The sequence below is a fragment of the Shewanella sp. M-Br genome, from assembly GCF_036245925.1.
Lineage (GTDB): Bacteria > Pseudomonadota > Gammaproteobacteria > Enterobacterales > Shewanellaceae > Shewanella > Shewanella oncorhynchi.
Window position 1 is genome coordinate 183358 of sequence record NZ_BJBV01000002.1, and the last position, 26098, is coordinate 209455.

General features: G+C 46.2%; 26 protein-coding genes. 12 read left to right on the top strand and 14 right to left on the bottom strand.

The genetic code is table 11. The annotated features are described in order from the left end of the window. Positions 1-22 precede the first annotated feature (22 nt). Positions 23-439: a MarR family winged helix-turn-helix transcriptional regulator gene (locus AAA952_RS02750; RefSeq protein ID WP_028759729.1), complete on the top strand. Its 417-nt coding sequence runs from the start codon at positions 23-25 to the stop codon at positions 437-439. 136 nt (positions 440-575) lie between these two features. On the opposite strand, the gene AAA952_RS02755 is transcribed toward AAA952_RS02750, so the two are convergent. Together AAA952_RS02755 and AAA952_RS02760 are read right to left on the bottom strand one after the other, a co-directional pair. Continuing rightward, positions 576-920, bottom strand: a complete 345-nt coding sequence (locus tag AAA952_RS02755; protein WP_011789104.1) for a hypothetical protein — start codon at positions 918-920, stop codon at positions 576-578. A 212-nt stretch (positions 921-1132) separates the two neighbouring features. Further along, complete coding sequence (locus AAA952_RS02760; protein ID WP_028759730.1) at positions 1133-2167, bottom strand: Glu/Leu/Phe/Val dehydrogenase dimerization domain-containing protein; 1035 nt, start codon at positions 2165-2167, stop codon at positions 1133-1135. A 280-nt stretch (positions 2168-2447) separates the two neighbouring features. On the opposite strand from AAA952_RS02760, the gene AAA952_RS02765 reads away from it, so the two are divergent. Further along, positions 2448-2897: a DUF4826 family protein gene (locus AAA952_RS02765; RefSeq protein ID WP_011789106.1), complete on the top strand. Its 450-nt coding sequence runs from the start codon at positions 2448-2450 to the stop codon at positions 2895-2897. Between the two features lie 179 nt (positions 2898-3076). Here AAA952_RS02765 and AAA952_RS02770 read toward each other — a convergent pair whose 3' ends face one another. The 6 genes from AAA952_RS02770 to rluE form a co-directional block, all read right to left on the bottom strand. Beyond that, on the bottom strand, positions 3077-4216 hold the full coding sequence (locus tag AAA952_RS02770; protein WP_219251604.1) for a ribosomal protein uL16 3-hydroxylase: 1140 nt from the start codon (positions 4214-4216) through the stop codon (positions 3077-3079). 152 nt (positions 4217-4368) lie between these two features. Continuing rightward, positions 4369-5739, bottom strand: a complete 1371-nt coding sequence (gene purB / locus AAA952_RS02775; protein WP_263138558.1) for an adenylosuccinate lyase — start codon at positions 5737-5739, stop codon at positions 4369-4371. Between the two features lie 29 nt (positions 5740-5768). Beyond that, the gene (gene hflD, locus AAA952_RS02780) at positions 5769-6386 is read right to left on the bottom strand and encodes a high frequency lysogenization protein HflD (protein WP_263138561.1); all 618 of its coding nucleotides are present in this window, start codon (positions 6384-6386) and stop codon (positions 5769-5771) included. Between the two features lie 3 nt (positions 6387-6389). Beyond that, positions 6390-7508, bottom strand: coding sequence for a tRNA 2-thiouridine(34) synthase MnmA (mnmA, locus tag AAA952_RS02785; protein WP_338254183.1), 1119 nt, complete (start codon positions 7506-7508; stop codon positions 6390-6392). Between the two features lie 324 nt (positions 7509-7832). Next, a complete protein-coding gene (locus AAA952_RS02790; RefSeq protein ID WP_212600198.1) occupies positions 7833-8327 on the bottom strand; it encodes an NUDIX hydrolase in 495 nt (164 codons plus the stop codon). A gap of 45 nt (positions 8328-8372) precedes the next feature. Further along, on the bottom strand, positions 8373-9158 hold the full coding sequence (gene rluE, locus AAA952_RS02795; RefSeq protein WP_338254185.1) for a 23S rRNA pseudouridine(2457) synthase RluE: 786 nt from the start codon (positions 9156-9158) through the stop codon (positions 8373-8375). A 343-nt stretch (positions 9159-9501) separates the two neighbouring features. On the opposite strand from rluE, the gene AAA952_RS02800 reads away from it, so the two are divergent. Then, a complete protein-coding gene (locus AAA952_RS02800; RefSeq protein WP_338254187.1) occupies positions 9502-11727 on the top strand; it encodes an NADP-dependent isocitrate dehydrogenase in 2226 nt (741 codons plus the stop codon). Between the two features lie 320 nt (positions 11728-12047). On the opposite strand, the gene cspD is transcribed toward AAA952_RS02800, so the two are convergent. Further along, positions 12048-12254, bottom strand: a complete 207-nt coding sequence (gene cspD, locus AAA952_RS02805) for a cold shock domain-containing protein CspD (RefSeq protein WP_006081937.1) — start codon at positions 12252-12254, stop codon at positions 12048-12050. A 194-nt stretch (positions 12255-12448) separates the two neighbouring features. On the opposite strand from cspD, the gene clpS reads away from it, so the two are divergent. Then, a complete protein-coding gene (gene clpS / locus AAA952_RS02810) occupies positions 12449-12757 on the top strand; it encodes an ATP-dependent Clp protease adapter ClpS (RefSeq protein ID WP_006081936.1) in 309 nt (102 codons plus the stop codon). Between the two features lie 43 nt (positions 12758-12800). Continuing rightward, on the top strand, positions 12801-15068 hold the full coding sequence (clpA, locus tag AAA952_RS02815; protein ID WP_338254193.1) for an ATP-dependent Clp protease ATP-binding subunit ClpA: 2268 nt from the start codon (positions 12801-12803) through the stop codon (positions 15066-15068). 116 nt (positions 15069-15184) lie between these two features. Here the strand turns inward: clpA and infA are convergent, their stop codons facing one another. The 3 genes from infA to aat all read right to left on the bottom strand — a co-directional run bounded on the left by infA (position 15185) and on the right by aat (position 16896). Continuing rightward, positions 15185-15403 carry a translation initiation factor IF-1 gene (gene infA, locus AAA952_RS02820; protein ID WP_006081934.1) on the bottom strand — a complete coding sequence of 73 codons (219 nt, stop codon included), beginning with the start codon at positions 15401-15403 and terminating at the stop codon, positions 15185-15187. An 82-nt stretch (positions 15404-15485) separates the two neighbouring features. Next, positions 15486-16196 (bottom strand): arginyltransferase, encoded by a 711-nt coding sequence (locus AAA952_RS02825; protein WP_028759740.1) that lies wholly within the window; start codon positions 16194-16196, stop codon positions 15486-15488. Next, complete coding sequence (gene aat / locus AAA952_RS02830) at positions 16183-16896, bottom strand: leucyl/phenylalanyl-tRNA--protein transferase (RefSeq protein ID WP_131523329.1); 714 nt, start codon at positions 16894-16896, stop codon at positions 16183-16185. Before aat ends, AAA952_RS02825 begins: the two co-directional genes overlap by 14 nt. 54 nt (positions 16897-16950) lie before the next feature. On the opposite strand from aat, the gene AAA952_RS02835 reads away from it, so the two are divergent. Further along, positions 16951-17421: an outer membrane lipoprotein gene (locus AAA952_RS02835; protein WP_028759742.1), complete on the top strand. Its 471-nt coding sequence runs from the start codon at positions 16951-16953 to the stop codon at positions 17419-17421. A gap of 70 nt (positions 17422-17491) precedes the next feature. After that, complete coding sequence (locus AAA952_RS02840) at positions 17492-18244, top strand: Nif3-like dinuclear metal center hexameric protein (protein ID WP_338254202.1); 753 nt, start codon at positions 17492-17494, stop codon at positions 18242-18244. Positions 18245-18402: 158 nt separating this feature from the next. Here the strand turns inward: AAA952_RS02840 and AAA952_RS02845 are convergent, their stop codons facing one another. Together AAA952_RS02845 and metG are read right to left on the bottom strand one after the other, a co-directional pair. Beyond that, positions 18403-19359, bottom strand: coding sequence for an AEC family transporter (locus AAA952_RS02845; protein ID WP_338254204.1), 957 nt, complete (start codon positions 19357-19359; stop codon positions 18403-18405). Positions 19360-19630: 271 nt separating this feature from the next. Further along, positions 19631-21700, bottom strand: coding sequence for a methionine--tRNA ligase (gene metG / locus AAA952_RS02850; RefSeq protein WP_338254207.1), 2070 nt, complete (start codon positions 21698-21700; stop codon positions 19631-19633). 160 nt (positions 21701-21860) lie between these two features. Here metG and apbC point away from each other — a divergent pair, with 160 nt between their 5' ends. From apbC to mltG, 5 genes are read left to right on the top strand one after another with little or no spacing between them, the layout of a single operon-like run. Then, positions 21861-22976, top strand: coding sequence for an iron-sulfur cluster carrier protein ApbC (gene apbC, locus AAA952_RS02855; protein ID WP_006086266.1), 1116 nt, complete (start codon positions 21861-21863; stop codon positions 22974-22976). An 11-nt stretch (positions 22977-22987) separates the two neighbouring features. Continuing rightward, the gene (gene udk, locus AAA952_RS02860; protein WP_028759746.1) at positions 22988-23626 is read left to right on the top strand and encodes a uridine kinase; all 639 of its coding nucleotides are present in this window, start codon (positions 22988-22990) and stop codon (positions 23624-23626) included. Between the two features lie 31 nt (positions 23627-23657). Further along, the gene (gene dcd / locus AAA952_RS02865) at positions 23658-24239 is read left to right on the top strand and encodes a dCTP deaminase (protein WP_028759747.1); all 582 of its coding nucleotides are present in this window, start codon (positions 23658-23660) and stop codon (positions 24237-24239) included. A 5-nt stretch (positions 24240-24244) separates the two neighbouring features. Next, positions 24245-25054 carry an aminodeoxychorismate lyase gene (gene pabC, locus AAA952_RS02870; protein ID WP_338254212.1) on the top strand — a complete coding sequence of 270 codons (810 nt, stop codon included), beginning with the start codon at positions 24245-24247 and terminating at the stop codon, positions 25052-25054. Beyond that, complete coding sequence (gene mltG / locus AAA952_RS02875; RefSeq protein WP_105252663.1) at positions 25051-26088, top strand: endolytic transglycosylase MltG; 1038 nt, start codon at positions 25051-25053, stop codon at positions 26086-26088. The genes pabC and mltG overlap by 4 nt, the downstream gene beginning before the upstream one ends. Positions 26089-26098 lie beyond the last annotated feature (10 nt).

Sequence of the window (26098 nt, forward strand, 5' to 3'; positions counted from 1 at the left end):
CCTTTGCTGTAGGAGGTGCTGTTTGAATCGTCATGAAAGCTTAGGCTATCTTGTATCCCACTTAAATATCGAGCTGCAAAATGAGCTTGATCTGCATCTTAAGCGATATCAACTCGATATAAAACTGTGGCCTGTGCTGTTTGCTTTGTGGCAAGAAGAGGGCATAAGCCAAACTGAATTGTCTAAGCGTTGCGATGTGGCAAATTACACTATGACGCGCTTACTCGATCAGTTACAGGTGCAAGGTCTTATTACTCGCCATCAAGAAGTCGATAATCGGCGTGCTTTCCAAATCTTTTTGACCGATGAAGCCAAAGCATTAGAGCAAGATCTTATCTGCGAAGCTGAGCGGGTCAATGAAAAATTCCTGTCAAATCTAAGTGAAGATGAACAACAGACATTCATTTTACTATTAAATAAAATCAACCGTTTGGCTTGAAATTTTGAATCTAATGGGTATGGCGGAAAACTGTGGTTTAGCCGTTTTTACTTCTATCTGAATGTGGTTATCTAAATCATTTTCCCAGTTTAATCCCACCCACTATGCCTCACTTTGCGGGATTAAACTGGTTTGATTAATTCAAGTAAAGTGCAAAGACGCAAAGCAGACTTACGGCTATCACTGAGTGCTGTAAATAACGCCGGCTAGCTAATAAATTTTCTTTACCTTGTTTTAGGCTAGCGACGAGTCTATGTTGCTTATAAATTCGGCACATGAGCTCATCGGTTTGGGGATCGATAAGTAGTTCAAACTTGCAAGGCGCGCCGTCTTTAAGCTGAATGGTATGTTCGCTTTGAGGCTTAAAGTTAAGCTTGTGCGACACCATCTGGCCATTCACGAAGACCCGCTCTAAACCACTCCAATTGCTGGCTTGCAGTTCTACCACATCTTGGTTGAGATCGTACTTGAAACGGATCATAGCGCTATCCTGTGCTGGGACCTGATGGACTAATTCAAGCAGACAAATATGACGTTTTCCAGCGTGATTAAATGAATATTCTGTGTCGAAATTAAAAGCGCGGTTAAACCATGAGCTTAGTGATAGATTAAATTTTAGATAACAAAAAAGCGACCAGAGGTCGCTTTTTTCAATATTTGACGGGCATAAAAAATAATAAACGCGTAGAAAAATTACTGCTTAGCGGCTTCGATAATGGCTTTCGCCATTTCATCAGCCACGGCGCCGGTTGTACGGTTCTGCGCATCGGCTTGGCTGAATATTTTAAGCAGCGTGTTGTAAATTTCTTCTACTTTAGCCGTCGATTTTGCTGCGTCATAATCTTTTTCGAACGACACGTTGATAATGCCGCCTGCGTTAATTACATAGTCTGGCGCGTATAGTATGCCCATTTCTTTCAGTTGTTCACCGTGGCGTACTTCGGCTAATTGGTTGTTGGCACAGCCAGCAACAATTTTGGCTTTCAGTTGCGGTAAGGTCGCATCGTTTAAGGTTGCGCCAAGGGCACAAGGTGCATACACATCCACATCTTGCGCGTAGATTTCTTGAGGTGCGACAACAATGGCACCAAAGTCGGTAGCGACTTTGTCTAATGAGGCTTGATGAATGTCGGTAACAATCAGTTCAGCGCCTTCGTTATGCAAGTGTTTGCACAGATAATAGCCAACGTGACCGACGCCTTGAACGGCGATTTTAAGGCCTTTAAGGCTGTCTAAACCAAGTCTATGTTTAACCGCAGCTTTGATGCCTAAATAAGTGCCAAGGGCTGTGAACGGTGATGGATCGCCACTTTTGCCTTCAAGACCCGCCATATAAGGGGTTTCTTCATGGGCGATCATAATATCAGCCGTAGTAGTGCCAACATCTTCCGCTGAATAGTAGCGGCCACCTAGGCTGTTAATCAAACGGCCAAAAGCACGGAACAGCGCTTCGCGATCTTGTCTTTTCGGATCGGCAATGATCACGGATTTACCACCGCCCATGGTTAAACCTGCTAGGGCATTTTTATAAGTCATGCCACGAGAAAGGCGTAATACGTCAGTCAGGGCTTCATCATCCGATTGGTAGTTCCACATCCTACATCCACCCACGGCAGGACCAAGGTTAGTGTTATGGATGGCGACAATGGCCTTTAAGCCACTTTCTTTATCATGACAGAATACAACCTGTTCATGTTCGTCAAAGGATACATGATTAAATACAGCCACGTGAATTTCTCCGCTATACACAATGAAAAAGCCGACGAGGTGAGCCTCTATCGACTGCTTGTTATATTTATTGCAGAACCATAGCATTTAGCGATACTCTCAACCATGCATAATGACCGAATAAATACATTATTTGTGGCAATTTAGCTTTCCACTTTACGTAAACGTAAGCTTTACGATTAAGAATGGATTGTACTGAATTTAACGTAACGAATAGAATGAATCGCGCACTGATCCCAAGAATTAGGCTCGCGTTATAACAATAAGATAGGACGGAAGTATGACTGAACAAGCTGTCGACCAAACTCAACAAAATTTATCAGCTGAAGAAATAGAAAAGCTGCGTCAAGAGTGGGTCAGAACTCAATTTCAAAAAGCCAATCGTTTTCTCGCTGAAAAAGGCGTGATCCCAAGCAAAGTCCTAGCCGATGAAAGCCGGTATCTTGCGCCTTATATGGCGATTTGGAAGATGGAATCAAAGCGCCCAAGCAACAAAACCTATTGGGTGATGTCAGGTGATTTACCGTCGGATTTTGTCGATGTCAAAGTGGCGGCGACGGCCCGTGATGCCGTGCGTCATTTCTCTATGATGTGGCAAATGCAGGCGGAAAACTTAGTGCGTTCGGGTGCAACCCGTGATGCCACTCAGGCTAAATTTGCTCAACTATTAGTATCGCGTGCCGAGAGTTTATATCGTATGCACAACGACGATAAACTGTGGAATGCTTAAACTCAAATGAGTTGAGGATTGTATTTAGATAGTATTGAGTTAATACAGTCACTTGTGTTGATTGCTCAAAATAACGGCATAAATAATAAAAAGGCACTCAGTTGAGTGCCTTTTTTATACTGACTTTTATGTTGATTTCCTATGTTAAGAAAAAGGTCATCGAACAAAGTCGATAGGGCTTATTCTTCGCTGTCGCTCAAGTAGTAGAAACCCTGATTGATGAGTGTCAACAGTAGGGCTTGGACTTCTTCATGCTGACATATTTCAGTCGCTTCATCGGCGCTTAAGCTGACTTTATCGCTCAACTGTGCGATCACGTCTGCCGGTGTATTGGGCAGTTCATGCACGTCACCATTAATGAATAATCGCGGTGTGGCGTCATTTTCAAGACGCAATACTTTCAAACCGCCGATACGGCTCACGCCAGCACCTTGGGCGAAGGCATCTTGCAAATCTTCAATGCTGTAAGCTTCTTCGCCTTCACACAAATCAAGCTCGAAACGGTTTTGACTGAGCAGTTTACCTAACACGATTTGGTAGCTATTGGGATCTTGGCTCAGCTGACTCAAGAGTGACATTATGCCCACTTGATGATCTTGGCTGACGATACCGGCTGAACTCGGCTCAGTTTGCGACGTGAAACGCTGCTGACCTAAGTTATTGTCGAGCAAATAATCGGCGACTTCACTGACCAATTCTTGCTGGCTAGGAGCGCGGAAACCAATCGAGTAACTCATTGCCACAGTTAGGGTTTCGCCGCAGTGTGGGAAACCTGGTGGAATATAAAGCATGTCGCCTTTTTCTAACACTACATCGATAATGGGCGTAAAGTCCTCAACCAGCGGCGAGTTGGGATTGCCGCCACGGCGTTGTTGCGGGGTATTGTCACCCACAGTCCAGCGACGTTCACCTTCGCCTTGAATGATAAACACATCGTAGTTATCGACGTGCGGGCCGACACCACCACTTGGGGTTGCAAATGATGCCATCAAGTCATCGAAGCGCCAGTCAGGTAAAAAACGCAGCGCTTCAACTAATGGTTGCGAATCTGGGTACCAATGGTTGACGGCTTGCACTAATAATTGCCAATGGGTTTCGCCATAGCTGTCGTAATCTTCAAACGGACCTTGCACCACTTCCCAATCATTGTCTTTGGTGACGACGATGCGTGAAGAGATTTCTTCTTCACAGGCAAGGCCTGCTAGTTCATCGGCGCTGATAGGATCTTCAAATTGCGGAAATGCTTTTTTGATCAACAGGGGTTTCTTTTGCCAGTATTCACTAAGAAACTGGGCGATATCGAGATTGAGTGTATACATAGTGTTAAAAAAGGCGACCACATCGCGGTGATGTGGGTCGCCTTAATCCTTATTTCTGTTTAAGAAAGAGTATTGTCCGTCGCCAACTACAGTTAATAACTAATTTCAGTCAATAGCTTAATATTAGTTAATCGCCAATTTTAATTAATAACTTACTTCAGTTCGTCGACAAACGTTTCGGCGCGACCAATGTAATTGGCTGGCGTCATTTTCTTCAGTTCAGCTTTCACTGAGTCTGGTAATTCAAGTCCGTCAATAAACACTGACAGTTGCTGCGCGTCAATACGTTTACCGCGCGTCAGTTCTTTTAATTTTTCGTACGGCTTTTCAATACCATAACGACGCATTACCGTTTGTACGGGTTCTGCTAACACTTCCCAGTTGTGATCTAACTCATCACGTAGATGCGCTTCGTTAACTTCTAACTTGCTGATGCCTTTTAAGGTCGCTTGATACGCGATCAACGCATGGGCAATACCCACGCCTAAGTTACGCAGCACAGTTGAGTCAGTTAAGTCACGTTGCCATCTTGATAACGGCAGCTTAGACGCTAAATGTTGCATCAGCGCGTTAGCGATACCTAAGTTACCCTCAGAGTTTTCAAAATCGATGGGGTTAACTTTATGCGGCATAGTCGATGAACCGATTTCACCGGCGATAGTGCGTTGTTTGAAGTGACCTAGGGCAATGTAACCCCAAATATCACGGTCAAAGTCAATCAGCACAGTGTTGAAACGGGCAACCGCATCAAACAGTTCGGCAATATAATCGTGTGGCTCGATTTGCGTCGTGTAAGCGTTCCAGTGAAGGCCAAGGCTAGTCACAAAACGCTCAGACAGTTCATGCCAATTAACTTCAGGATAGGCTGACAGGTGAGCATTGTAGTTACCTACGGCACCGTTCAGTTTGCCCATGATTTCAACATTGGCGATTTGTTTGATTTGACGCTCAAGGCGCACTGCGACGTTCGCCATTTCTTTACCGAGCGTTGAAGGTGAAGCCGGTTGGCCATGGGTGCGTGACATTAACGGCACAGAGCGATATTCAATCGCCAGCTTTTTAATCGCAGTCAGTAACTCGTTGCAGTAGGGCAGTAATACTTGTTCACGGGCTTCAGTCAACATTAAACCGTGGCTTAAGTTATTGATATCTTCAGAGGTACAGGCAAAGTGAACAAACTCACCTACAGCGGCTAACTCGGCATTGTCGGCGATTTTTTCTTTGATGAAATATTCAACCGCTTTCACATCGTGGTTAGTGGTGCTTTCGATAGCCTTAACACGCAGCGCATCTTGTTCGTTGAAATTGTCTTTAATGCCATCGAGCACAGCGATAGCTGACGCGCTCAATGTTGGCACTTCGCTAATGTCTGAGCAGTCTGCTAACAGTTTTAGCCAATTGATTTCAACCTGAACACGGTACTTGGTAAGACCGAACTCGCTGAAAATCCCTCTCAATGACGCGGTTTTACTACCATAACGACCGTCTACCGGAGAGATAGCAGTTAGTGCGGAAAGATCCATGTGTAGCTCCTTGATGAACGCTAATTTTATTATAGGGTAAGACTTTTCTTGGCTGTATCGACTATGGCTTTGCGGGCGAAGACTAAGTGTCGACGTTTACCGCCCAACTGACGCCACAGTACTGCGCTGCGTATAGCGGCAAGCAGCAGAGCACGAATTTTATGTTGTACAATAGGGCGCTGCAAACACACAGGATTACCCGATATTTGGATTTTTGGCCCTAAATTACTGATGATGTCACTGTAAATGCTGGCAAGATTGGCAACAACTTGCTCATCTGTGATGGCAAAATGATGTAGTTGGCGATTCACTTGATTAATACGTTCAGCCAACATGCCTAAGCCACTGTTAGAGCGCACGAGTTTACGCTCTAGGGCAAGCACGCCCACTAAATAGCGGGTGATTTCAACATCTTTTTGACTGCTGTCACCGAGCTGGTTCAGGATCAGCTCATAGCCTTTTTGCAATACGATTTTATCTTGGTAGACATCGGCCGTATTGTCAGGATTGGTGACGAGAATGGTGTTTAAGCTCGCTGCGAGCTCGGCATTATCCAATTCGCCATGGCGCGCTAAATGTTGAACTTGGGCAATGGCTTGCAGTATGCCTGCAAACGCCATAGTCCGGTTAATGAGTTGCTCGTTCACGCGTTACCCTCGGATTAATTGATCTATGATGCCGCCACCTAGGCAGACTTCACCATCATAAAATACCGCAGACTGTCCAGGCGTTACAGCCGCTACAGGTTCATCGAAGACCACGCGCAAGGTGTGTTCATCTGTGTAGGTTAATGTGCAAGGCACATCTTGTTGGCGATAACGGGTTTTGACGGTGATATGACAACCATCGACAGGGCCAGTTCTATCCACCCAATGCAGTTGGTTAACTGTCATGCCGGTCGACATCAAACGGGGATGGTGTCCGCCTTGACCCACGATCAATACGTTACGCTCAAGATCTTTATCGACCACATACCAAGGATCGTCATTGCTGTTTTTCATGCCGCCAATGCCTAAGCCTTTACGTTGGCCTAAGGTGTGGTACATGAGTCCTTGGTGCGTGCCTATGACTTCGCCTTCTGGGGTTTCGATATTGCCAGGCTGCGCCGGTAAATAAGTCCCTAGAAATTCAGTGAACTTGCGCTCACCGATAAAGCAGATGCCAGTACTGTCTTTTTTGTCATGGGTGATTAAGCCCATTTCTTTCGCAATTTCACGAACTTGATATTTTTCGAGCTCACCGACAGGGAACAGGCTTCGGGCAACTTGCTCATGGCTAAGGGTGTAGAGGAAATAACTTTGATCTTTATTGCCATCGACGCCACGGAGCATTTGTGTACTGCCATCGCTATTATCACGGCGGCGCACATAGTGGCCCATGGCGATGTAATCGGCGTCGAGGATTTCGTCGGCAAATTCTAAAAATGCCTTAAATTTGATTTCTTTGTTGCACATGATATCGGGATTTGGCGTGCGGCCGGCTTTGTATTCGGCGAGGAAATACTCAAATACATTGTCCCAATATTCGGCAGCAAAGTTGACTGTATGTAGCTTGATCCCAAGCTTGTCGCACACGGCTTGGGCGTCTTTTAAATCTTCTGCGGCCGCGCAGTACTCGTTGTTGTCATCTTCTTCCCAGTTCTTCATGAAAAGGCCTTCAACCTGATAGCCTTGCTGCATAAGCAAATAGGCTGAAACAGATGAATCTACACCGCCGGACATGCCGACAATGACTTTTTTTCCTGTATGAGTGGGTTCGATTGATGTCATAAATCCTAAAAACCATTGAGTATGTGTGTTGGCTAGGTGGATGAATTTAAGCCGCGACATTGAGCGCGTAACAAAAATACCTAACCTAACTAAAAATATGGGCTAACTAAAAATCCAAGCTCACTTTAAATCCAAGCTAACTTTACATCTAGGTGCTGTGCTGCTGATTGCTAAATCAAACTTTGCCAGCGCTATCAAATAAAATGAGTCCGCAAACTGTCAGTAAACCTCGCATTTACGGCCAACTCTTTATTTGCTGTACAAGGCCTCTGCAGTAGCACACGCATTAAGCTTAGCCAGCCGTTTATGCGGGGCGGTATTCTATCACGCCTTGCTCGCTTGGGCTATCGTGAGGCGGTCACTATTGAGTAAGCTAAGGGGATAAGTTTGGCCATTTTGTGCCTGATTGAGATAGTCTTTTAAGCAATCGAGTACTAAGGGACTGCGCAGTAAAGATGGCATGGCTTCTATCTGCGCAAGACTTAACCAATGCGCACTATGGATCGCTTTATCCTGCGGCGCAGGTGAGGGCATATCATCTAACTGCACGAAAAAAGTAAAGCGCACAAAGGCTAAGTCTTCACTGGCGCTGAGTTGATAAATGCCGACGAGTCCTTGGGCTTTGAGTGATAACCCCGTTTCTTCAAACACTTCGCGCTCACAGGCTTGGATCAAGCTTTCATTCGCTTCTAAGTGACCCGCGGGTTGATTAAAGCGTTGCTCGCCTTCAATCCACTCTTCTACCATCAGATATTTGTCCTGTGAAGTTGCATGAACAATACAAGCGACGGTCACATTGGGTTTATATCTTTGACTCATGGAGCCTCCTTTGAGTGGATTTGAACGCAGAAATTAGGCTGAAATTTAGACTTCATCACCGAGACGGATGCATTTGTGCTCACCCGATGGCAAATTATCTAGACTCCATTGGCCTATTTTATAACGGATTAATCTTAAGGTCGGAAAACCGATATGCGCTGTCATGCGTCTGACTTGGCGGTTGCGGCCTTCATGAATTTGGATTTCTAGCCAAGTTGTTGGGATATTTTTGCGCTCTCTCACCGGTGGATTACGTGGCCAAACGTCGGGTGAATCCATAATTTTGACTTTAGCTGGCAGCGTTATACCATCATTTAATTCAACACCTTGTCGCAGTTTTGTCAGTACATCTTCCGTCGGAACGCCTTCTACTTGCACCCAATAGGTTTTAAAGGTTTTCTTTTTTGGCTCTGTCAGCCTTGCCTGTAATTGACCGTCATTGGTCAGCAGCAATAAGCCTTCACTGTCTCTATCTAAGCGGCCTGCGGCATACACGTCAGCAATCGGGATATAGTCTTTTAGGGTCTTGCGACCTTGCTCATCGGTAAACTGGCAAAGTACATCAAAAGGCTTATTAAACAGCACAATAATCGGTGCGAGCGTTTGGCTCTGCACCGGTTTTGCCGCCGCAATTGCGCGTCGATTAGGATTTTTAAAGGGTTCTTTCTTTAAACTGCCATTGGCATTTCGTGCTGGCGCTACTTTGCTATCTACGGCGGTAGCGCGGTTGGCAGGGCCTCTGCTGGCGGGCTTAGCGGGTTTAATCGGGCTCTTGGCTGGGGAACTTGCGCTGGCATTGGCACCTTTAGGTTGAAACTTGTTTTTGTTCATACTTTTGCTAACAGGAGGTTGAGACACGCTTACCTGACTTGATTGAGTCGTTAATGTGGTCATAGTGTACTTGGCATTCGCCGTTAGTGGAATTTGAATATTATTGCGAATGCTCTATGATGTCGGCCAGAAAATGTGATCTGTGCCTAAATGTTTATTAGGTTTTAATGAGTCGTTGTAACAAATTTTAGCTTGCGCGCAAAGACAGAAGGGCATTGAGAATTTGAAAGGTGAGGGCGTGGTCGATTGCCTTGATTGATATTTTCCCTGTGCTCAGATTTGTTCGCCATGCTATAAAATTATTATAAAAAATATTAAATTTTACAATAATGTAGGATGTAACATGAAAGATAACTCATCAACAATTATTTACACTGAAACAGACGAAGCGCCAGCACTGGCCACCCTCTCACTCTTACCTATTATCAGAACGTTTACCGACGCCGCGGGCGTTGCGGTTGAAACCCGTGATATCTCGTTATCGGGCCGTATTATTGCCAGTTTCCCTGAGCAACTGACCGAAGCACAAAAGATTGGCGATCATCTGACTGAGCTTGGCGAGTTAGCGAATCAGCCAGAAGCGAACATCATCAAGTTACCGAATATCAGTGCTTCGATTCCACAATTAAAAGCCTGTATCCTTGAACTGCAGCAAAAAGGTTACGACATCCCTCACTATCCGGATGAGCCAAAAACCGACGCTGAAAAGTCAATTAAAACACGTTACGACAAGATCAAAGGTAGTGCGGTAAACCCAGTACTGCGTGAAGGTAACTCAGATCGCCGTGCCCCATTATCGGTGAAAAACTTCGCCAAGAAAAACCCGCATTCAATGGGTAAATGGGCTACAGATTCTAAGTCTCACGTTGCTCACATGACCGACGGCGATTTTTACGGCAGCGAGCAGTCAGTGACTTTATCTGATGCGGGCAGCGTGAATATCGTGCTGACGCAAAAAGATGGCCAAGAAGTGGTGCTCAAGTCCGGTCTTAAGCTGCTGGCTGGCGAAATTATCGATGCTGCGGTATTGAGTAAAAAAGCCTTAGTGAGCTTCTATGAGCGTGAAATCGAAAACGCCAAAGCAGAAGATGTGCTGTTATCGCTGCATCTGAAAGCCACTATGATGAAAGTGTCTGATCCTATTATGTTTGGTCACGCTGTGAAGGTCTTCTTCAAGCCAGTATTTGACAAACATGCGGCGCTTTTCGCTGAATTAGGTGTAGATGTTAACAACGGTTTTGGTGATGTTTATGCCAAAATCGCGACATTACCTGCCGATAGCCGCGCCGAAGTTGAAGCTGATATCGCCGCCGTTTACGCTGCACGTCCCGCATTGGCTATGGTTGACTCTGACAAAGGTATCACCAACTTACACGTGCCAAGCGACATCATTATCGATGCGTCTATGCCTGCTGCGATTCGTTCATCTGGCCAAATGTGGGGACCAGACGGTCAACTGCATGACACTAAAGCTATGATCCCAGATCGTTGCTATGCCGGTATCTACCAAGAAACGATTGCCTTCTGTAAAGAGCACGGCGCTTTTGATCCTAAAACCATGGGCAGCGTGCCAAACGTGGGCTTGATGGCGCAAAAAGCCGAAGAGTACGGCAGCCACGATAAAACCTTTGAAATGCCAGCTGACGGTGTGGTTAACGTTGTCGATGCCAGCGGTAAGGTATTGATGAGCCACAATGTGGAAGCGGGCGATATCTGGAGAATGTGCCAAGTTAAAGACGCACCTATCCGTGATTGGGTCAAACTGGCCGTGCGCCGTGCCCGTTTAAGCAATACTCCTGCGGTATTCTGGTTAGATAGCAAACGCGCCCACGATGCGCAAATCATTGCAAAAGTGCAGCAGTACCTGCCAGAACATGATACTGATGGCTTAGAGATCAGCATTATGTCTCCAGAAGAAGCGACACGTTTGTCTTTGGCTCGCATCAAAGAAGGCAAAGATACCATTTCAGTTACGGGCAACGTTCTACGTGACTACCTGACTGACTTGTTCCCCATCCTAGAGCTAGGCACCAGTGCCAAAATGCTGTCAATCGTTCCGTTAATGAACGGTGGTGGTCTATTTGAAACTGGTGCGGGCGGTAGTGCACCTAAGCATGTGCAACAGGTTGAGAAAGAAGGTCACTTACGTTGGGATTCACTCGGTGAATTCTTGGCTCTGGCGGCGTCTCTTGAGCATTTAAGCCAAACTGTCGGTAATCCAAAAGCCCAAGTGTTAGCTGATACCTTAGATCAAGCCATTGGCCAATTCTTAGATAGCAACAAATCGCCATCAAGAAGAGTCGGTGAGTTAGATAACCGTGGCAGCCATTTCTACTTAGCCATGTACTGGGCACAAGCCTTAGCCGCGCAAACGGGCGATGAGCAGTTACAAGCCCACTTCATTCCGTTAGCGCATGCGTTGGCGGCGAATGAGCAAGTGATTGTGGCTGAATTAGCGACGGCACAAGGTGCACCAGTCGATTTAGGTGGTTACTACCGTTTAGATGCAGCTAAGGCTGAAAAAGCCATGCGCCCAAGCGAGACGTTGAACAAGCTGTTGATTGCTTAATCCCGCTCGTTATCACTTTTAGATGGCGTGCGCGTCAGTGTGGCCATCTAAGTTGATGTAAAGTTGTAAGTCATTAGACTGATTTTAAAAAAGGGTCTGCATTGCAGATCCTTTTTTATACCCTAAATTTGCTGTCGAGACCGATGATAAAATCTTTTTGCTGGGATGTAATGGGTGATGTGCGGCGATTGAACTTGAATTAAATTCATGCGAAATGATGATGAGCGATGCAGCATTAAGTGGTGAGAATTGATGAAACACGCAGCAATAAAAAGGCAGGGACAAGTCCCTGCCTTTTAGATCATTGGCCTCACCAAACGTTATTTTGTTGGTGAAATGGCTGAAGCGTGCATCCCTTTTGGACCGGCTTCTACTTCAAATTGAACGGGTTGGCCTGCTTTTAGAGTTCGATAGCCTTCCATTTCAATGGTAGAATAGTGTGCAAAAACGTCCTCACCACCTTGATCAGGGCAAATAAACCCGAATCCTTTGGCGTTGTTGAACCATTTAACAGTTCCGCTTGCCATACTTCCACTTCCTTCTGTTGTCTACTTACCAGTAAGATAGTAAAACCTGTATAGACGGGTATTCGTTCACCGTCTGCACAACAGAATGTAAGGAGTAAATGCGGAAGTCAAGCTAAAATTAACAAAGGGGTAACAACTGATTAATTTGAACGGATCAATTGGAAGAGGCCAACACGAGAGGCTAGTATTAAAAAATGGCAAAGATAGGAAATATTGAACACGTTGAAGAACGTGTCGAATCAGAGTTAATGCCGCCTTCGATGTATAAGGTGGTACTCAATAATGATGATTACACCCCAATGGATTTTGTGATTGAAGTTTTGCAGGTTTTCTTTCGCAAGAACGAGCAGGAAGCGACCGATATCATGTTGACGATCCATCACCAAGGAAAAGGGATTTGCGGTATTTTCCCGTTTGGGATTGCAGAAACTAAGGTGATACAAGTAAATCAATTTGCAAGACAAAACCAACATCCGTTACTGTGTTCGTTAGAGAAAGCATAAAACCGCTTTACTCTGTAGTCTGTTGTTAATTTTGGGGGTGCTTATGCTGAACAAAGATCTGGAAGTCACCTTAAATCTGGCGTTTCAGCAAGCCAGAGATGCGCGTCACGAGTATATGACAGTGGAACATCTGTTATTAGCTCTGATCGACAATCCTGCGGCTCAAGAAGCGTTAATCGCCTGTGGAGCGAATCTAGATAAACTCAGAGATGAAGTGGCAAGTTTTATCCAACAAACAACCCCAATCATTGCCGATATTGATGATGACAAAGAAACTCAGCCGACGCTTGGGTTCCAGCGAGTGCTGCAACGGGCAGTATTCCATGTGCAGTCATCGGGTCGCAATGAAGTGAACGGCGCTAACGTGTTAGTCGCCATTTTCAGTGAGCAAGAATCCCAAGCCGTGTATTTACTGCGCCGCTGCGACATTAGTCGCTTAGATGTAGTGAATTTTATTTCCCATGGTTTCGCCAAAAATGATGATGCTGAGTCACATCAAGATCAAGAACGTGTTGAAGATCAGGGCGAAGGCAGCGAAGAGCGCAGTATGTTGTCGCAATTTGCGTCCAACTTAAATCAACTTGCAAAGCAAGGGACCATCGACCCACTGATTGGTCGCGACCAAGAAATTGAGCGCGCGATTCAAACCCTGTGCCGTCGCCGTAAAAATAATCCACTGTTAGTGGGTGAGGCGGGTGTAGGTAAAACGGCGATTGCCGAAGGGTTGGCGTATCGTATCGTCAATAAACAAGTGCCCGATGTGATGCTTGAAGCCACAGTGTATTCCTTGGATTTAGGTTCACTGCTGGCGGGAACTAAGTATCGCGGCGACTTTGAAAAGCGCTTTAAGAACCTGTTAAAAGAACTGGCGGCTGATAAGCATGCCATCCTATTCATCGATGAGATCCATACCATTATCGGTGCGGGCGCGGCCTCTGGCGGCGTAATGGATGCCTCTAATCTGCTGAAACCTTTACTATCTAGCGGCAATTTGCGTTGCATGGGCTCGACGACTTTCCAAGAATATCAAAGTATTTTTGAGAAAGATCGCGCACTTGCACGTCGTTTCCAAAAGGTGGATATCAATGAGCCTTCAGTGGAAGAAACCACTAAGATTTTGATGGGGCTTAAGTCTAAATACGAAGAATATCATGGGGTTCGTTATACTCAGGCCGCGATCAGCAGCGCTGCAGTATTGTCGGCCAAGCACATCAACGACAGGCATTTGCCCGATAAAGCCATCGATGTGATTGATGAAGCGGGTGCGCGTATGGTGATGCTGCCTATGAGTAAACGTAAAAAGACCATAGGCCAGGCCGAGATTGAGTCGATTGTGGCGAAAATGGCACGTATCCCTGAGAAGTCGGTATCCGCTACTGATAAGGACTTACTGCGTAATCTTGAGCGTAACCTTAAGATGGTGGTCTTTGGCCAAGATAAGGCCATTGAGAGTCTGAGTTCGGCCATTCGCTTATCGCGCAGTGGCTTAGGTGCTGACCGAAAACCTGTGGGGAGCTTCTTATTCGCCGGTCCCACTGGTGTGGGTAAAACCGAAGTCACTAACCAACTGGCCAACTGCTTGGGGATGAAACTGGTGCGCTTTGACATGTCTGAGTACATGGAAAGCCATACAGTGTCACGCCTGATTGGTGCGCCTCCTGGTTATGTGGGTTATGACCAAGGTGGCTTGCTCACGGATGCTGTGATTAAAAATCCGCACTGTGTAGTGCTATTGGATGAAATTGAGAAGGCCCACCGTGATGTCTATAACCTGCTGTTGCAGGTGATGGATCACGGTACTTTGACCGATAATAATGGTCGTAAGGCTGACTTCAGACATGTGACTTTGGTGATGACTACTAACGCGGGTGTACAGGAGACTATTCGTAAGTCTATTGGCTTTACCCAGCAAGATCACACCCAAGATGCATTATCTGAAATTAATCGAGTATTTTCGCCAGAATTTCGAAATCGTCTCGATTCCATCATTTGGTTCAATCATTTGGATATGATGATTATCGCCAAAGTGGTCGATAAATTCTTGGTGGAATTGCAGGCTCAGTTGGATGCAAAACACGTTACTTTGGAAGTCAGCGACGAAGCCAGAACCTTGTTGGCCGAGAAAGGCTACGATAAGAACATGGGCGCACGTCCAATGGCTCGGGTCGTGACCGAATTGATCAAACGTCCATTGGCAGACGAGATCTTATTTGGTGTCTTAGAGTCAGGCGGTGTTGCGTATGTGGATGTGAAGGAGGGCGAGATTGTCATTCGTACCGAACGTCACGAAAAAGCGACAACAAAAGCTTAACGCTTGATTATCCATTAGTTTTAGACATAAAAATGGCTGCAATTGCAGCCATTTTTTTCATCTTTCGCAAACAAAAAAACCCGGCCTTGCCGGGTTTTTAAATCTAAGAGGCTATATCAGCGTGCGCGGAAGACAATGCGACCTTTGGTCAGATCATAAGGAGTCAGCTGGACGGTAACTTTATCGCCAGTGAGGATCCGGATGTAGTTTTTACGCATTTTGCCTGAAATGTGGGCTATCACCACATGACCATTTTCAAGCTCTACACGAAACATTGTGTTTGGCAAGGTTTCAAGGATAGTGCCTTGCATTTCAATGTTGTCTTCTTTCGCCATTAATTAATTATCCCATTAGCCTTCGAATATAAAAAACGGGCGTATCATGCCCCAAATTCCCCCCGCTGTAAAGGGGAAGTACTTAGCAAACTTGGGAATACTCCCAGCCCGTCGGTGTCAGAATTTGATATGGGCGATACAAACGCTTGTAAGACATCTTACGGTTTTCATCTATTTGATATCCGAGATAAACAAATTCTTTATTCATGAGTTTTGCCAGTCGACACTGAATTAAAATTAACAGTGCGCCGAGGGAGCGATGTTCTTCGTCGGGGTCAAAATAGCTGTAAATTGCCGAAAGACTATTGGGCAAGCTATCAGTGACCGCAACTGCCAATAATTTATTTCCATCATAGACTTCGATAAACGTTGGCGGTAACCAATGGCAAAAAAGAAAGTGATTATATTGATCTTCACTCGGGGGAAACATGGGGCCGTCAAAATGTCGCCCACGAATGTAATGTTCATATAGCGTATATTGCTCGGCGGTTTGCTCCGATGTAATTCGCCAAGTCAGATCTTGGTTTTTTGCTAAAGTGCGTTTTTGGCGTTTCGATGGGACAAATTCATGCGTTGGCACACGGATTGGTTGGCATGCACTGCATCTAGGGCAGCGTGGTTTGTAGATAGAGCTACCACTGCGACGAAAACCTACCGCGAGCAAACGCTCAAATAAAATGGGATCGAGCGTATCTTCTTGGATGACGAGTAGCTGCTCCTGCTGGCCATCAAGGTAGCTGCAGGGAAATATTTGACTGATACCGATAGCGATCGATGCTTTACTCGAGTTCAAGGATGACCTCTTTAGTGGCCCAAGTATTTGGGTCCACGGGATTGTTTCTCAGTTCGCTCAGTAACGTTATAAAATCAATGCGTTTAATAGCTTTAGCTCCCAAACTTTCTAGGTGGGGATTCATCACTTGTGCGTCGATGAGTTTGAATCCCATCTTGAGTAAATGTTGTTGCAGTGCGGCAACGGCGGCCTTGGACGCATTGGTTTTACGGTGAAACATGGATTCGCCGCAAAATACTTGGCCGATCGCTAAGCCGTAAAGCCCACCGATTAAACGTTCACCTTCCCACACTTCAATGGAGTGAGCATGACCTGTGTGATGCAATTCGCGATAGGCCATTTGAATTTCTTGGGTGATCCAAGTGCCGCTCTGTTTTTCTCTTGGCTGCGCGCATCCAGCCATCACATCGGTGAAAGCGTGATTGATTGTGATCCGCCAAGGTTGTTTTTTTAAGTATTTACGCAGGCTGGTGCTGATGTGAATTTCACCTGGAATAAACACGGCGCGGGGATCCGGTGACCACCATAGGATGGGATCGTCAGAATTAAACCAAGGAAAAATACCGTTGTAGTAAGCAGAGAGTAAACGTTCAGGACGTAAGTCGCCGCCGATAGCCAATAAACCATTAGGATCGGTTAAGGCGAGCTCGGGCGAAGGAAAAGCGTCAAATTCGTGATTCAGGAAAGACAGTGACTTCACAATTGAGTATGATTTAGTTATAGACCTTATTATTAAGTTAGCGGAAATTCAGATATGTGGAAACCTACTCTAGCAAGCTTTATGTTTATTTTTGCTTTTATCATCAGTCCCGCTAATGCTGGCTATGATCGCAATCAAGCCGTGCCAGTTGAGAAAGTACTCTATGGCGATATCACTTCGGTACGTAATATCACCGAAACCCAGTTAATTGAAGACCGTAATCAAGGTTGGAAAACCTTCGGCGGCGCCTTAGCGGGTGGGGTGATTGGTAATCAGTTTGGTGGCGGTTCGGGTCGAGATGTGGCGACGATTTTAGGTGCCTTGATTGGTGGGGGTATCGGTAACCGTTATGGCAGTGGTACTAGCGTGCAATCGTTTAAGCTGGTTGAACTGATGATCAATCAAGAAGATGGTACTCAGGTCATGGTGATCCAAGATTACGATGCTGGCATGACGTTTAACGCGGGTGACAGAGTTCGAGTGGTATACCTGCAAGGTGGCGTGCGTGTTGATATCGCGATGTAAGCGATGGTCTCATATTGGATAAATTCTCATCTTCAGTAAATGGTCATCTTGAGTAACGGACGGTAATGCAATGACACGGACAGAACTAAGCCAATATTTAGCCGATTTTTTACATGTGTCGGCCTTTAAGGATTACGCACCCAATGGGCTGCAGGTAGAAGGCAAGGATGAGATCCGCACCTTAGTCACGGGCGTGACAGCGTGTCAGGCCTTGATCGATGAAGCGATTCGATTAAACGCCGATGCGATATTGGTTCATCACGGCTTTTTTTGGAAGAATGAGCCTGAAGTGATCACAGGCATGAAACAACGCCGAATTAAGGCGCTGCTCAAGCATGATATTAGCTTGTTTGGATATCATTTACCCTTAGATGCCCACCCAATGCTCGGTAATAACGCGACTTTGGGGAGACAGCTTGGGATCATCGACGCAGAAGCCATCGAAGAGGTGGCTCAGGGGCTACTGTGGCGTGGAAAACTTGATCTTGCAGTCAGTGCTAGTGAATTTTCTCACACCCTTGAGAATGCGTTAGGCAGAGCCCCACTGCACATTGGTGATCGCGATGCTAAGATCCAACATGTAGCTTGGTGTACTGGTGGTGCACAGGACTATATTGATGTTGCGGCGAGTTTAGGTGTGGATGCGTTTATCAGTGGTGAAGTGTCCGAGCGAACGTTCCACAGTGCGGTAGAGCAGGGCATACATTATTTTGCGGCGGGGCACCATGCGACAGAACGTTTTGGCATTCAAGCCTTAGGCCGTCACCTCGCCCGCGAGTTTGATCTCGTGCACCATTTTGTGGATATCACCAATCCGGTCTAATCCATTCATAAAGCGGCTTATGATGACCATCTAACTGTTTTATTCCTAAACGAAAGGCGAGCATGGCTCGCCTTTTTTATTGTGGTTTTATTGTTACTTATCGTCACTCAAATCCGTTCCTCTAGCTGATTGTGCAATCAGCTCTTAGCCTTTAGCTGCTAGATTAGCTCCAAAGTGGACAATACAAAGATGCCTAAGGTGCACGTGATCAGCGAGCAGACTGTGGTTAGCGCAATAATATTGGCCGCAAGGGGCGCATTGCCACCCATGGCGCGCGCCATCACATAGCTTGCGGCTGCGGTGGGCGCAGAACTCATTAAAAAGACCATTGCTAACTCAATTCCTCGATAACCCAACAGCAAGGCCCCCACAGTGATAAAAAGCGGGGCAAAGATCAGTTTCAATGCGGTCGAGAACCAAGTTGTATGCTTTTCATGTTTGAGTGAACCAACATCGAGCGAACCGCCGGTACACAGTAGCGCTAATGGCAGGGTCATATTGGCAAAGTATTGTCCCGCATCGAGCACCATTTTCGGTACTGGAATAGCAAGCAAATAGAAAAAGATGCCTGCCATAATGGCAATGATCAACGGGTTTTTGGTGATGGTCTTGATGATCACGCCAAATGCACGTTGGCTGGATTCTTCGCCTTTAGGGCTTAGGCAAATAACCGCTTGAATGTTATATAGCAGCGTCATCGAGGCAACATAGACCGCGGCTAAGGCAACACCAGAACTCCCATAGGCGTTGGAAACATAAGCTAAGCCGATAATCGCGGTATTGGCTCTAAATCCCCCTTGAATGATCACACCTTGGTCTTTGTGCTTGGGAAATAGCCGCCCAGTTGCATAGGTGGAGAGTATAAAAAACAGGAAATTGGCCGCTAAACCATAGCCAATCAAGGGTGCACTGGAGGCGAGATCGTGATTGGAACTAATGATGCTAAGGAACAGCAAGGCTGGCAGCGTCACGTTAAAGACTAATCTTGATGCGACATCAATAAAGTTTTCATTGATGATTTGGGTGCGTTTTAGGATCACACCGAGCGCTAACATCAAACAGATGGGACCCGTAATCGAGGCAGAAAACAGCAACTGCTCAACGATATTTCCCATAACGACTCCTCGAGTTATTCATTTAGCACTGCGTCGATTTTAGACTTGTCACTGATATGAATGTCATATTGCCGTGAATCTCTTGTCGATAGAAATACGAGTTTTAACTCAGTCTCTTAAACCACTCAGTTAAAATTAAATGGCTTAAACTCAGTCTTTTAAAAGACGAAGTGACACTCGGCACCACGAATCGGCTCAAACAATCGATACCAACAAATAAGGCCACATAAAATGCGGCCTTATTGATTTTTCGAGCGTTATCTAGCGCAGATTACTTAACCCGCATGCCAGGCTGTGCGCCTTCATGGGGTTCTAAAATCCACAGATCGCTGCCACCAGGGCCAGCGGCCAAAACCATGCCTTCTGACATGCCAAAACGCATCTTACGTGGTGCTAAGTTAGCCACCATCACAGTTAGTTTGCCTTCAAGGTCTTCTGGCGAATAGGCCGATTTGATCCCAGCAAACACTTGGCGTGTTTCGCCACCGATGTCGAGCTGCAACTTCAGTAACTTGTCTGCGTCAGCAACATGCTCGGCTTTCACGATACGAGCGATACGCAGGTCGATTTTCGCAAAATCATCAAAGTTGATGGTTTCACTGATAGGATCGTTAACCAGAGGCTCACTGCTGACATTAGATGATTCAACCGTTTTTTCAGGCGCAGCCGTCTTTGGTGCATCGGCCGTGACTTGCAGGTTATCCTTAGAGTCGGCAACCATAGCATTGACTTTATCCAGCTCAACACGTTGCATCATGGCTTTGAATGGCGCGATTTCATGACCCGCTAAATCTTGGTTCAATGCACTCCAAGTGAGCGGCAGTTGGAAAAAGGCTTCCACATCTTGGGCTAAACGTGGCAATACAGGTTTGAGATACGTCACTAGAATACGGAACAGATTCAAGGCATTTGAACACACTTGATGGGCCGCTTCCTGTTGATCATCGTGTTTCACCATTTGCCAAGGTGCTGCATCGGCTACAAAACCGTTAGCAATATCCGCCAGTGCCATGATTTCGCGCATTGCTTTGCCGTATTCGCGGCCTTCGTAAAATTCGGCAATCACATCTTGCTTGGCTAGAAACGCTTCAGTCAGGGTGGTGTCGTGAATTTTCGCTAGCTTGCCATCGAAACGTTTAGTGATAAAACCTGCGGTGCGCGAGGCTAAGTTCACTAGCTTACCGACTAAGTCTGAATTCACGCGCTGGGCGAAATCTTCGAGATTTAAATCTAAATCGTCGATACGGCTGCTGAGTTTGGCGGCGTAGTAGTAACGTAAATATTCAGGATCTAAATGATCTAAATAAGTTCGCGCCTTGATGAAAGTACCTTTGGATTTTGACATCTTAGCGCCGTTGACCGTCACATAGCCGTGGGCATAGACGCTGTTTGGCTGGCGGTAACCTGAGCCGTGTAACATGGCTGGCCAAAACAGACTGTGGAAGTAGACTATGTCTTTACCGATGAAGTGATACACCTCGGCGGTTGAATCTTTGCCCCAGTATTCCTCAAAGCTCAGCTCAGGGCGTTTGTCACAGAGGTTTTTGAACGAACCCATATAACCGATAGGCGCATCGAGCCAAACGTAGAAATACTTACCTGGCGCATCGGGAATTTCGAAACCAAAATACGGTGCATCACGGGTGATATCCCATTGCTGCAGACCTTGCTCGAACCACTCGTCGAGTTTATTGGCCATCTCGACTTGCAGTGCGCCAGAGCGAGTCCACTCTTTTAGCATGCCTTCGAAGGCGGGCAGGTCGAAGAAAAAGTGCTCAGTGTCTTTCATCACTGGTGTCGCACCCGATACCGCTGATTTTGGATTGATGAGCTCAGTTGGGCTGTAAGTCGCGCCGCAGGCATCACAGTTATCGCCGTATTGGTCCGGTGACTTACACTTAGGACAAGTGCCTTTTACGAATCGGTCTGGCAGGAACATGGATTTCTCAGGATCGAACAGCTGAGAAATACTCTTGCTCTTGATATAGCCATTCGCACGTAGCTTGAGATAAATATCACTCGCCAGTACGCGGTTTTCATCGCTGTGGGTGCTGTGATAGTTATCGAAGGCGATATTGAAATCGGCAAAATCATGCTGATGTTCTTTGTTCACTTGGGCAATCATGTCTTCTGGCGCTATGCCTAATTGCTGTGCTTTAAGCATGATTGGCGTGCCATGGGCGTCATCGGCACAAATATAGTGGCACTCATGTCCACGAAGCTTTTGATAACGCGACCAGATATCTGTCTGTATGTATTCCAGCATGTGACCTAAATGTATCGGTCCGTTTGCATAGGGAAGTGCGCTGGTCACGAGAATTTTACGTTGTGAAGTTGCCATCTTGTCTCAAATATCGTGGTGGGCCAAAAATATTGGTAGAGATACTAACCGATTACAGGATGATTTTCATCAAAACCTGAGCCAATTGAGCTAAATCTGCGCTAATGTTTTCTGCATTATCTGGTACACTTGGGCAAATTTATTGGTGGGGGTAATTCTTTTGTCTTCAACTCAAACTGATTATCGTCTGAATGACGATCTTCTCGGGCCAGTTCTGGCTATTCTCGATTCATTTGTTGACCCGTATCTCGCGAAAGGGTTAGTGAGCGCAGGATGCGTAAATAAGCTGGCATTGGAAGGTAAGCGTTTGCAGCTTGGCTTAGTCTATCCATACCCTTGTATGACTCAGTATCGCGACACTGTTATGGCGCTGACGAATAAGTTAGCGGTGCTCGATGCTATTGATGAAGTCGAGTGTGAAATCGATTTTCAACCTAAAGCCTACTCAGCGTTATCTTCTATTGCGCCGATTGCCAATGTGAAGCAAGTGATTGCCGTAGCCTCAGGTAAGGGCGGCGTGGGTAAGTCAACCACAGCGGTGAACTTAGCTTTGGCATTAGCGGCCGAAGGTGCGCAGGTGGGTATTCTCGATGCGGATATTTACGGCCCGTCAGTGCCTATGATGTTAGGTATTCCTAATTTCAGACCGCTTTCCCCCGATGGCAAACATATGACAGCCGCCAGTGCCCATGGTATTGCCGCGCAGTCGATTGGTTTTATGCTCAGTGGTGATGAAGCTGCCGTGTGGCGTGGCCCAATGGCCGCGGGCGCGTTAGCCCAGTTACTGAATGAAACCCAATGGCCAGAACTGGATTATTTAGTCGTTGATATGCCACCAGGCACAGGGGATATTCAGCTCACATTATCGCAAAAAGTTCCTGTGAGCGGCGCCGTTATCGTGACTACACCGCAGGATATCGCGCTGGCCGATGCCAAGAAGGGCATCAATATGTTCCAGAAAGTGAACATTCCTGTGCTGGGTATTGTTGAGAACATGAGTTTCCATTTATGTCCTGAGTGTGGTCATAAAGAACATCCATTTGGAACTCACGGCGGCAGTAAAATCGCTGAACGCTATCAAGTTCCACTGTTAGGCGCTTTGCCGCTGCACATCAATATCCGTGAAGCCATGGATAATGGTGCGCCGACTGTCGTTGCCGATCCTGACAGTGAAGTCGCAGCTCTTTATCGGGAAATTGCCCGTAAAGTGGGCGCAGAATTGGCTTTAAAGCAAAGCCAGAAAACAGTTTCTATTAGTGTTTCAGATGACGAGTAAGGTTTAAGGGTATGAATTCTCAGCAGTGTGTCATTATTGCAATTGCTGGCGCGTCAGCATCGGGCAAAAGTTTAATTGCCAAAACGATTTTTGACGAATTGCGCCGCGATTTAGGCACAGATCAAATTGGGGTAATTAATGAAGACGCGTACTATCGCGATCAGAGTCATTTATCCATGGATGAACGGGTATTAACGAATTACGATCATCCAAAAGCGCTGGACCATCAACTGCTGTGCACGCATTTACAGTTGCTCAAGTCTGGCGAAGCTGTTGATATCCCTTGTTATAGCTATACAGAACATACACGCACTGCAGAAACCTTAAAGATGACACCGAAAAAGGTGATCATTTTAGAAGGTATCTTATTGCTGACCGATCCTAAGTTACGTGCGCTGATGGACGCGAGTGTGTTTATGGACACGCCGCTGGACATTTGTTTCCTACGCCGCTTAACTCGTGATGTGGCCGAGCGCGGCCGTACTATGGAGTCTGTGATTTCACAGTACAAGAAAACCGTGCGTCCTATGTTCTTACAGTTTATCGAACCATCGAAACAATACGCCGACATTATCGTTCCCCGTGGCGGCAAAAATCGTATTGCGACCGATATTTTAAAGACTCGTATCCAACATTTACTGGCAAAATAACGACATAAAAACTCAAGGAGTAATAGGCAAGATGCGCTTAACCGATATCGAAATTGAACAGGCCCTTGATAACGGCACTATCGTAATAGAACCTCGCCCAGGCATAGAAGCTATTTCAGGCGTCAGTGTTGATGTGCGCTTAGGTGGACAGTTTCGCGTCTTTAAAGATCATACCGCGCCTTTTATCGACTTGAGTGGTCCAAGTGCTGAGATGCAAGCGGCGCTCGATCGGGTGATGAGTGAGATTATCGAAATCCCCGATGGCGAAGCATTTTTCTTGCATCCTGGCGAATTGGCTTTGGCTGTGACTTACGAGAGCGTAACTTTACCTGCTGATATCGTCGGTTGGCTTGATGGCCGTTCGTCTCTAGCGCGTTTAGGCCTGATGGTACACGTAACGGCGCACCGTATCGATCCGGGTTGGCAAGGTAAAATTGTGCTCGAGTTTTATAACAGCGGCAAGTTACCTTTAGCTTTGCGTCCACGCATGACTATAGGTGCGCTTAACTTTGAACGCTTAAATCATGCGGTTGCACGTCCTTATAACACTCGTAAGAGTGCCAAGTACAAAGATCAGCAAGAAGCGGTGGCTAGCCGTATCAGTCAGGACTAATACGCGTGTTCTGGGTGAATGGCGCATCGCAGGCAAGTGTCGACCCTTCCGATCGAGGGCTTGCCTACGGTGATGGTCTGTTTGCAACGATGCGAACGGACGCTGAGGGGATTATGTTTTTTGAAGCCCATCAAGCCCGTTTAACCGCAGGCGCCGAAAGGCTTGGATTTCAATGGCAAATGAGTGAAGCATTGCAACAGCAACTGAATACCTTAGCCATTGAATATCCTCATCATTGCATTAAGTTAATCGTTTCCCGTGGTGCTGGTGGCCGTGGCTATACACCGCCAGAAACTGTTAATCCTACCGAAATCGTCTCAGTTCATACTATCCCCGGCCATTATGCTCAGTGGCAGCAACAGGGTATTAGCCTTAAAACTTCGTCGGTACGATTGGGTTTGCAGCCTCTGTTGGCAGGGATGAAGCATTTAAATCGACTCGAACAAGTTTTGATTAAATCACACTCTTTACCGCAGGGATTTGATGACTGGTTAGTCAAAGATATCGAGGAGAATGTGATTGAATCTTCGATGGCGAATGTGTTTTTTATCAAAGATAATCGCATTATCACGCCTTCATTAGCCCTGTGTGGCGTGGCGGGTGTGATGCGCGAACAGATAATGTTGGCCTTGCTTGAACAGAACATGAATATCGAATGTTTGCCCGTTGGCGCCGAGCGTTTAATCGAATTTGACTCAGCGTTTATCACTAACAGCGTTTTAGGGATTGTGGATGTACTGGCGATAGACTCGCTCAAGTTCACCCGTGCTCCGATTACCGCGCAACTTAGACAGACACTTTCACTCACTCTATGAAAAAAATCATTATTATCGCCAGTTCAACCCTGTTGACCTTGCTAACCTTAGTCTGTTTGGGTGCCTTTTGGGGCTATCAAACAGTTGTCGAATACAGTCAAACGCCGCTGAGTCTCAGCGAGCCTAAAGAGTTGAAGGTTGAACGTGGCACCAGTGTAAATCAACTGGCGCAGCAACTTGCCGATGACGGCGTTATTCAAGATACGTGGAAACTCAAGTGGCTACTTAAGTTCCGTCCTGAGCTTGCCAAAATTCGCACGGGACTTTATGAAATATCACCTTCACAAACGATTACTGATTTACTCAATGATTTGATCGCTGGGAAAGTAAAAACCTTCAGTTTGACCTTAGTTGAAGGTAAAACTATTGTGGAATGGGAACAACAGCTTACCAGTGCTCCGCATTTACAAATGTCACCAGAAGCATTTGCAGCGGTATTGATGGCACAAGGCGATGATTCTGGTTTGCCTGAAGGAAAATTCTTCCCCGACACTTATCATTATACCGCCGAGGCGGATGCTAAAGTCATGCTGACTCAAAGCTATAAAATGATGGAGCAGGAGCTTGCCAAAGCGTGGGCAGAACGGGCGCCAAATTTGCCGTTAAAATCGCCCTATGAAATGCTGATTTTGGCATCGATAGTTGAAAAGGAAACCGGCCAAGCCCATGAGCGTGAGCAAATCGCCGGTGTATTTGTTAATCGTCTTAACCTAGGTATGCGTCTGCAAACCGATCCGACCGTTATTTACGGCATGGGTGATCGCTATAAGGGTAATATCACCCGCAAAGATTTAGTCGAAGAGACGCCTTTTAATACTTATCGTATCTTTGGATTGCCGCCAACGCCGATAGCTGCACCGAGTAAAGCCTCATTGATGGCCGTGTCTAAGCCCGCCAGTGTGAGTTACCTTTATTTTGTATCGCGCAACGATGGCACCCATGTGTTTTCAACCACGCTTGAAGAACACAATCATGCTGTAGACGTCTATCAGCGTAAGACAAAACCAGCGACGCCAGAAAAATCACCAAAGTAAAAATGCAGAG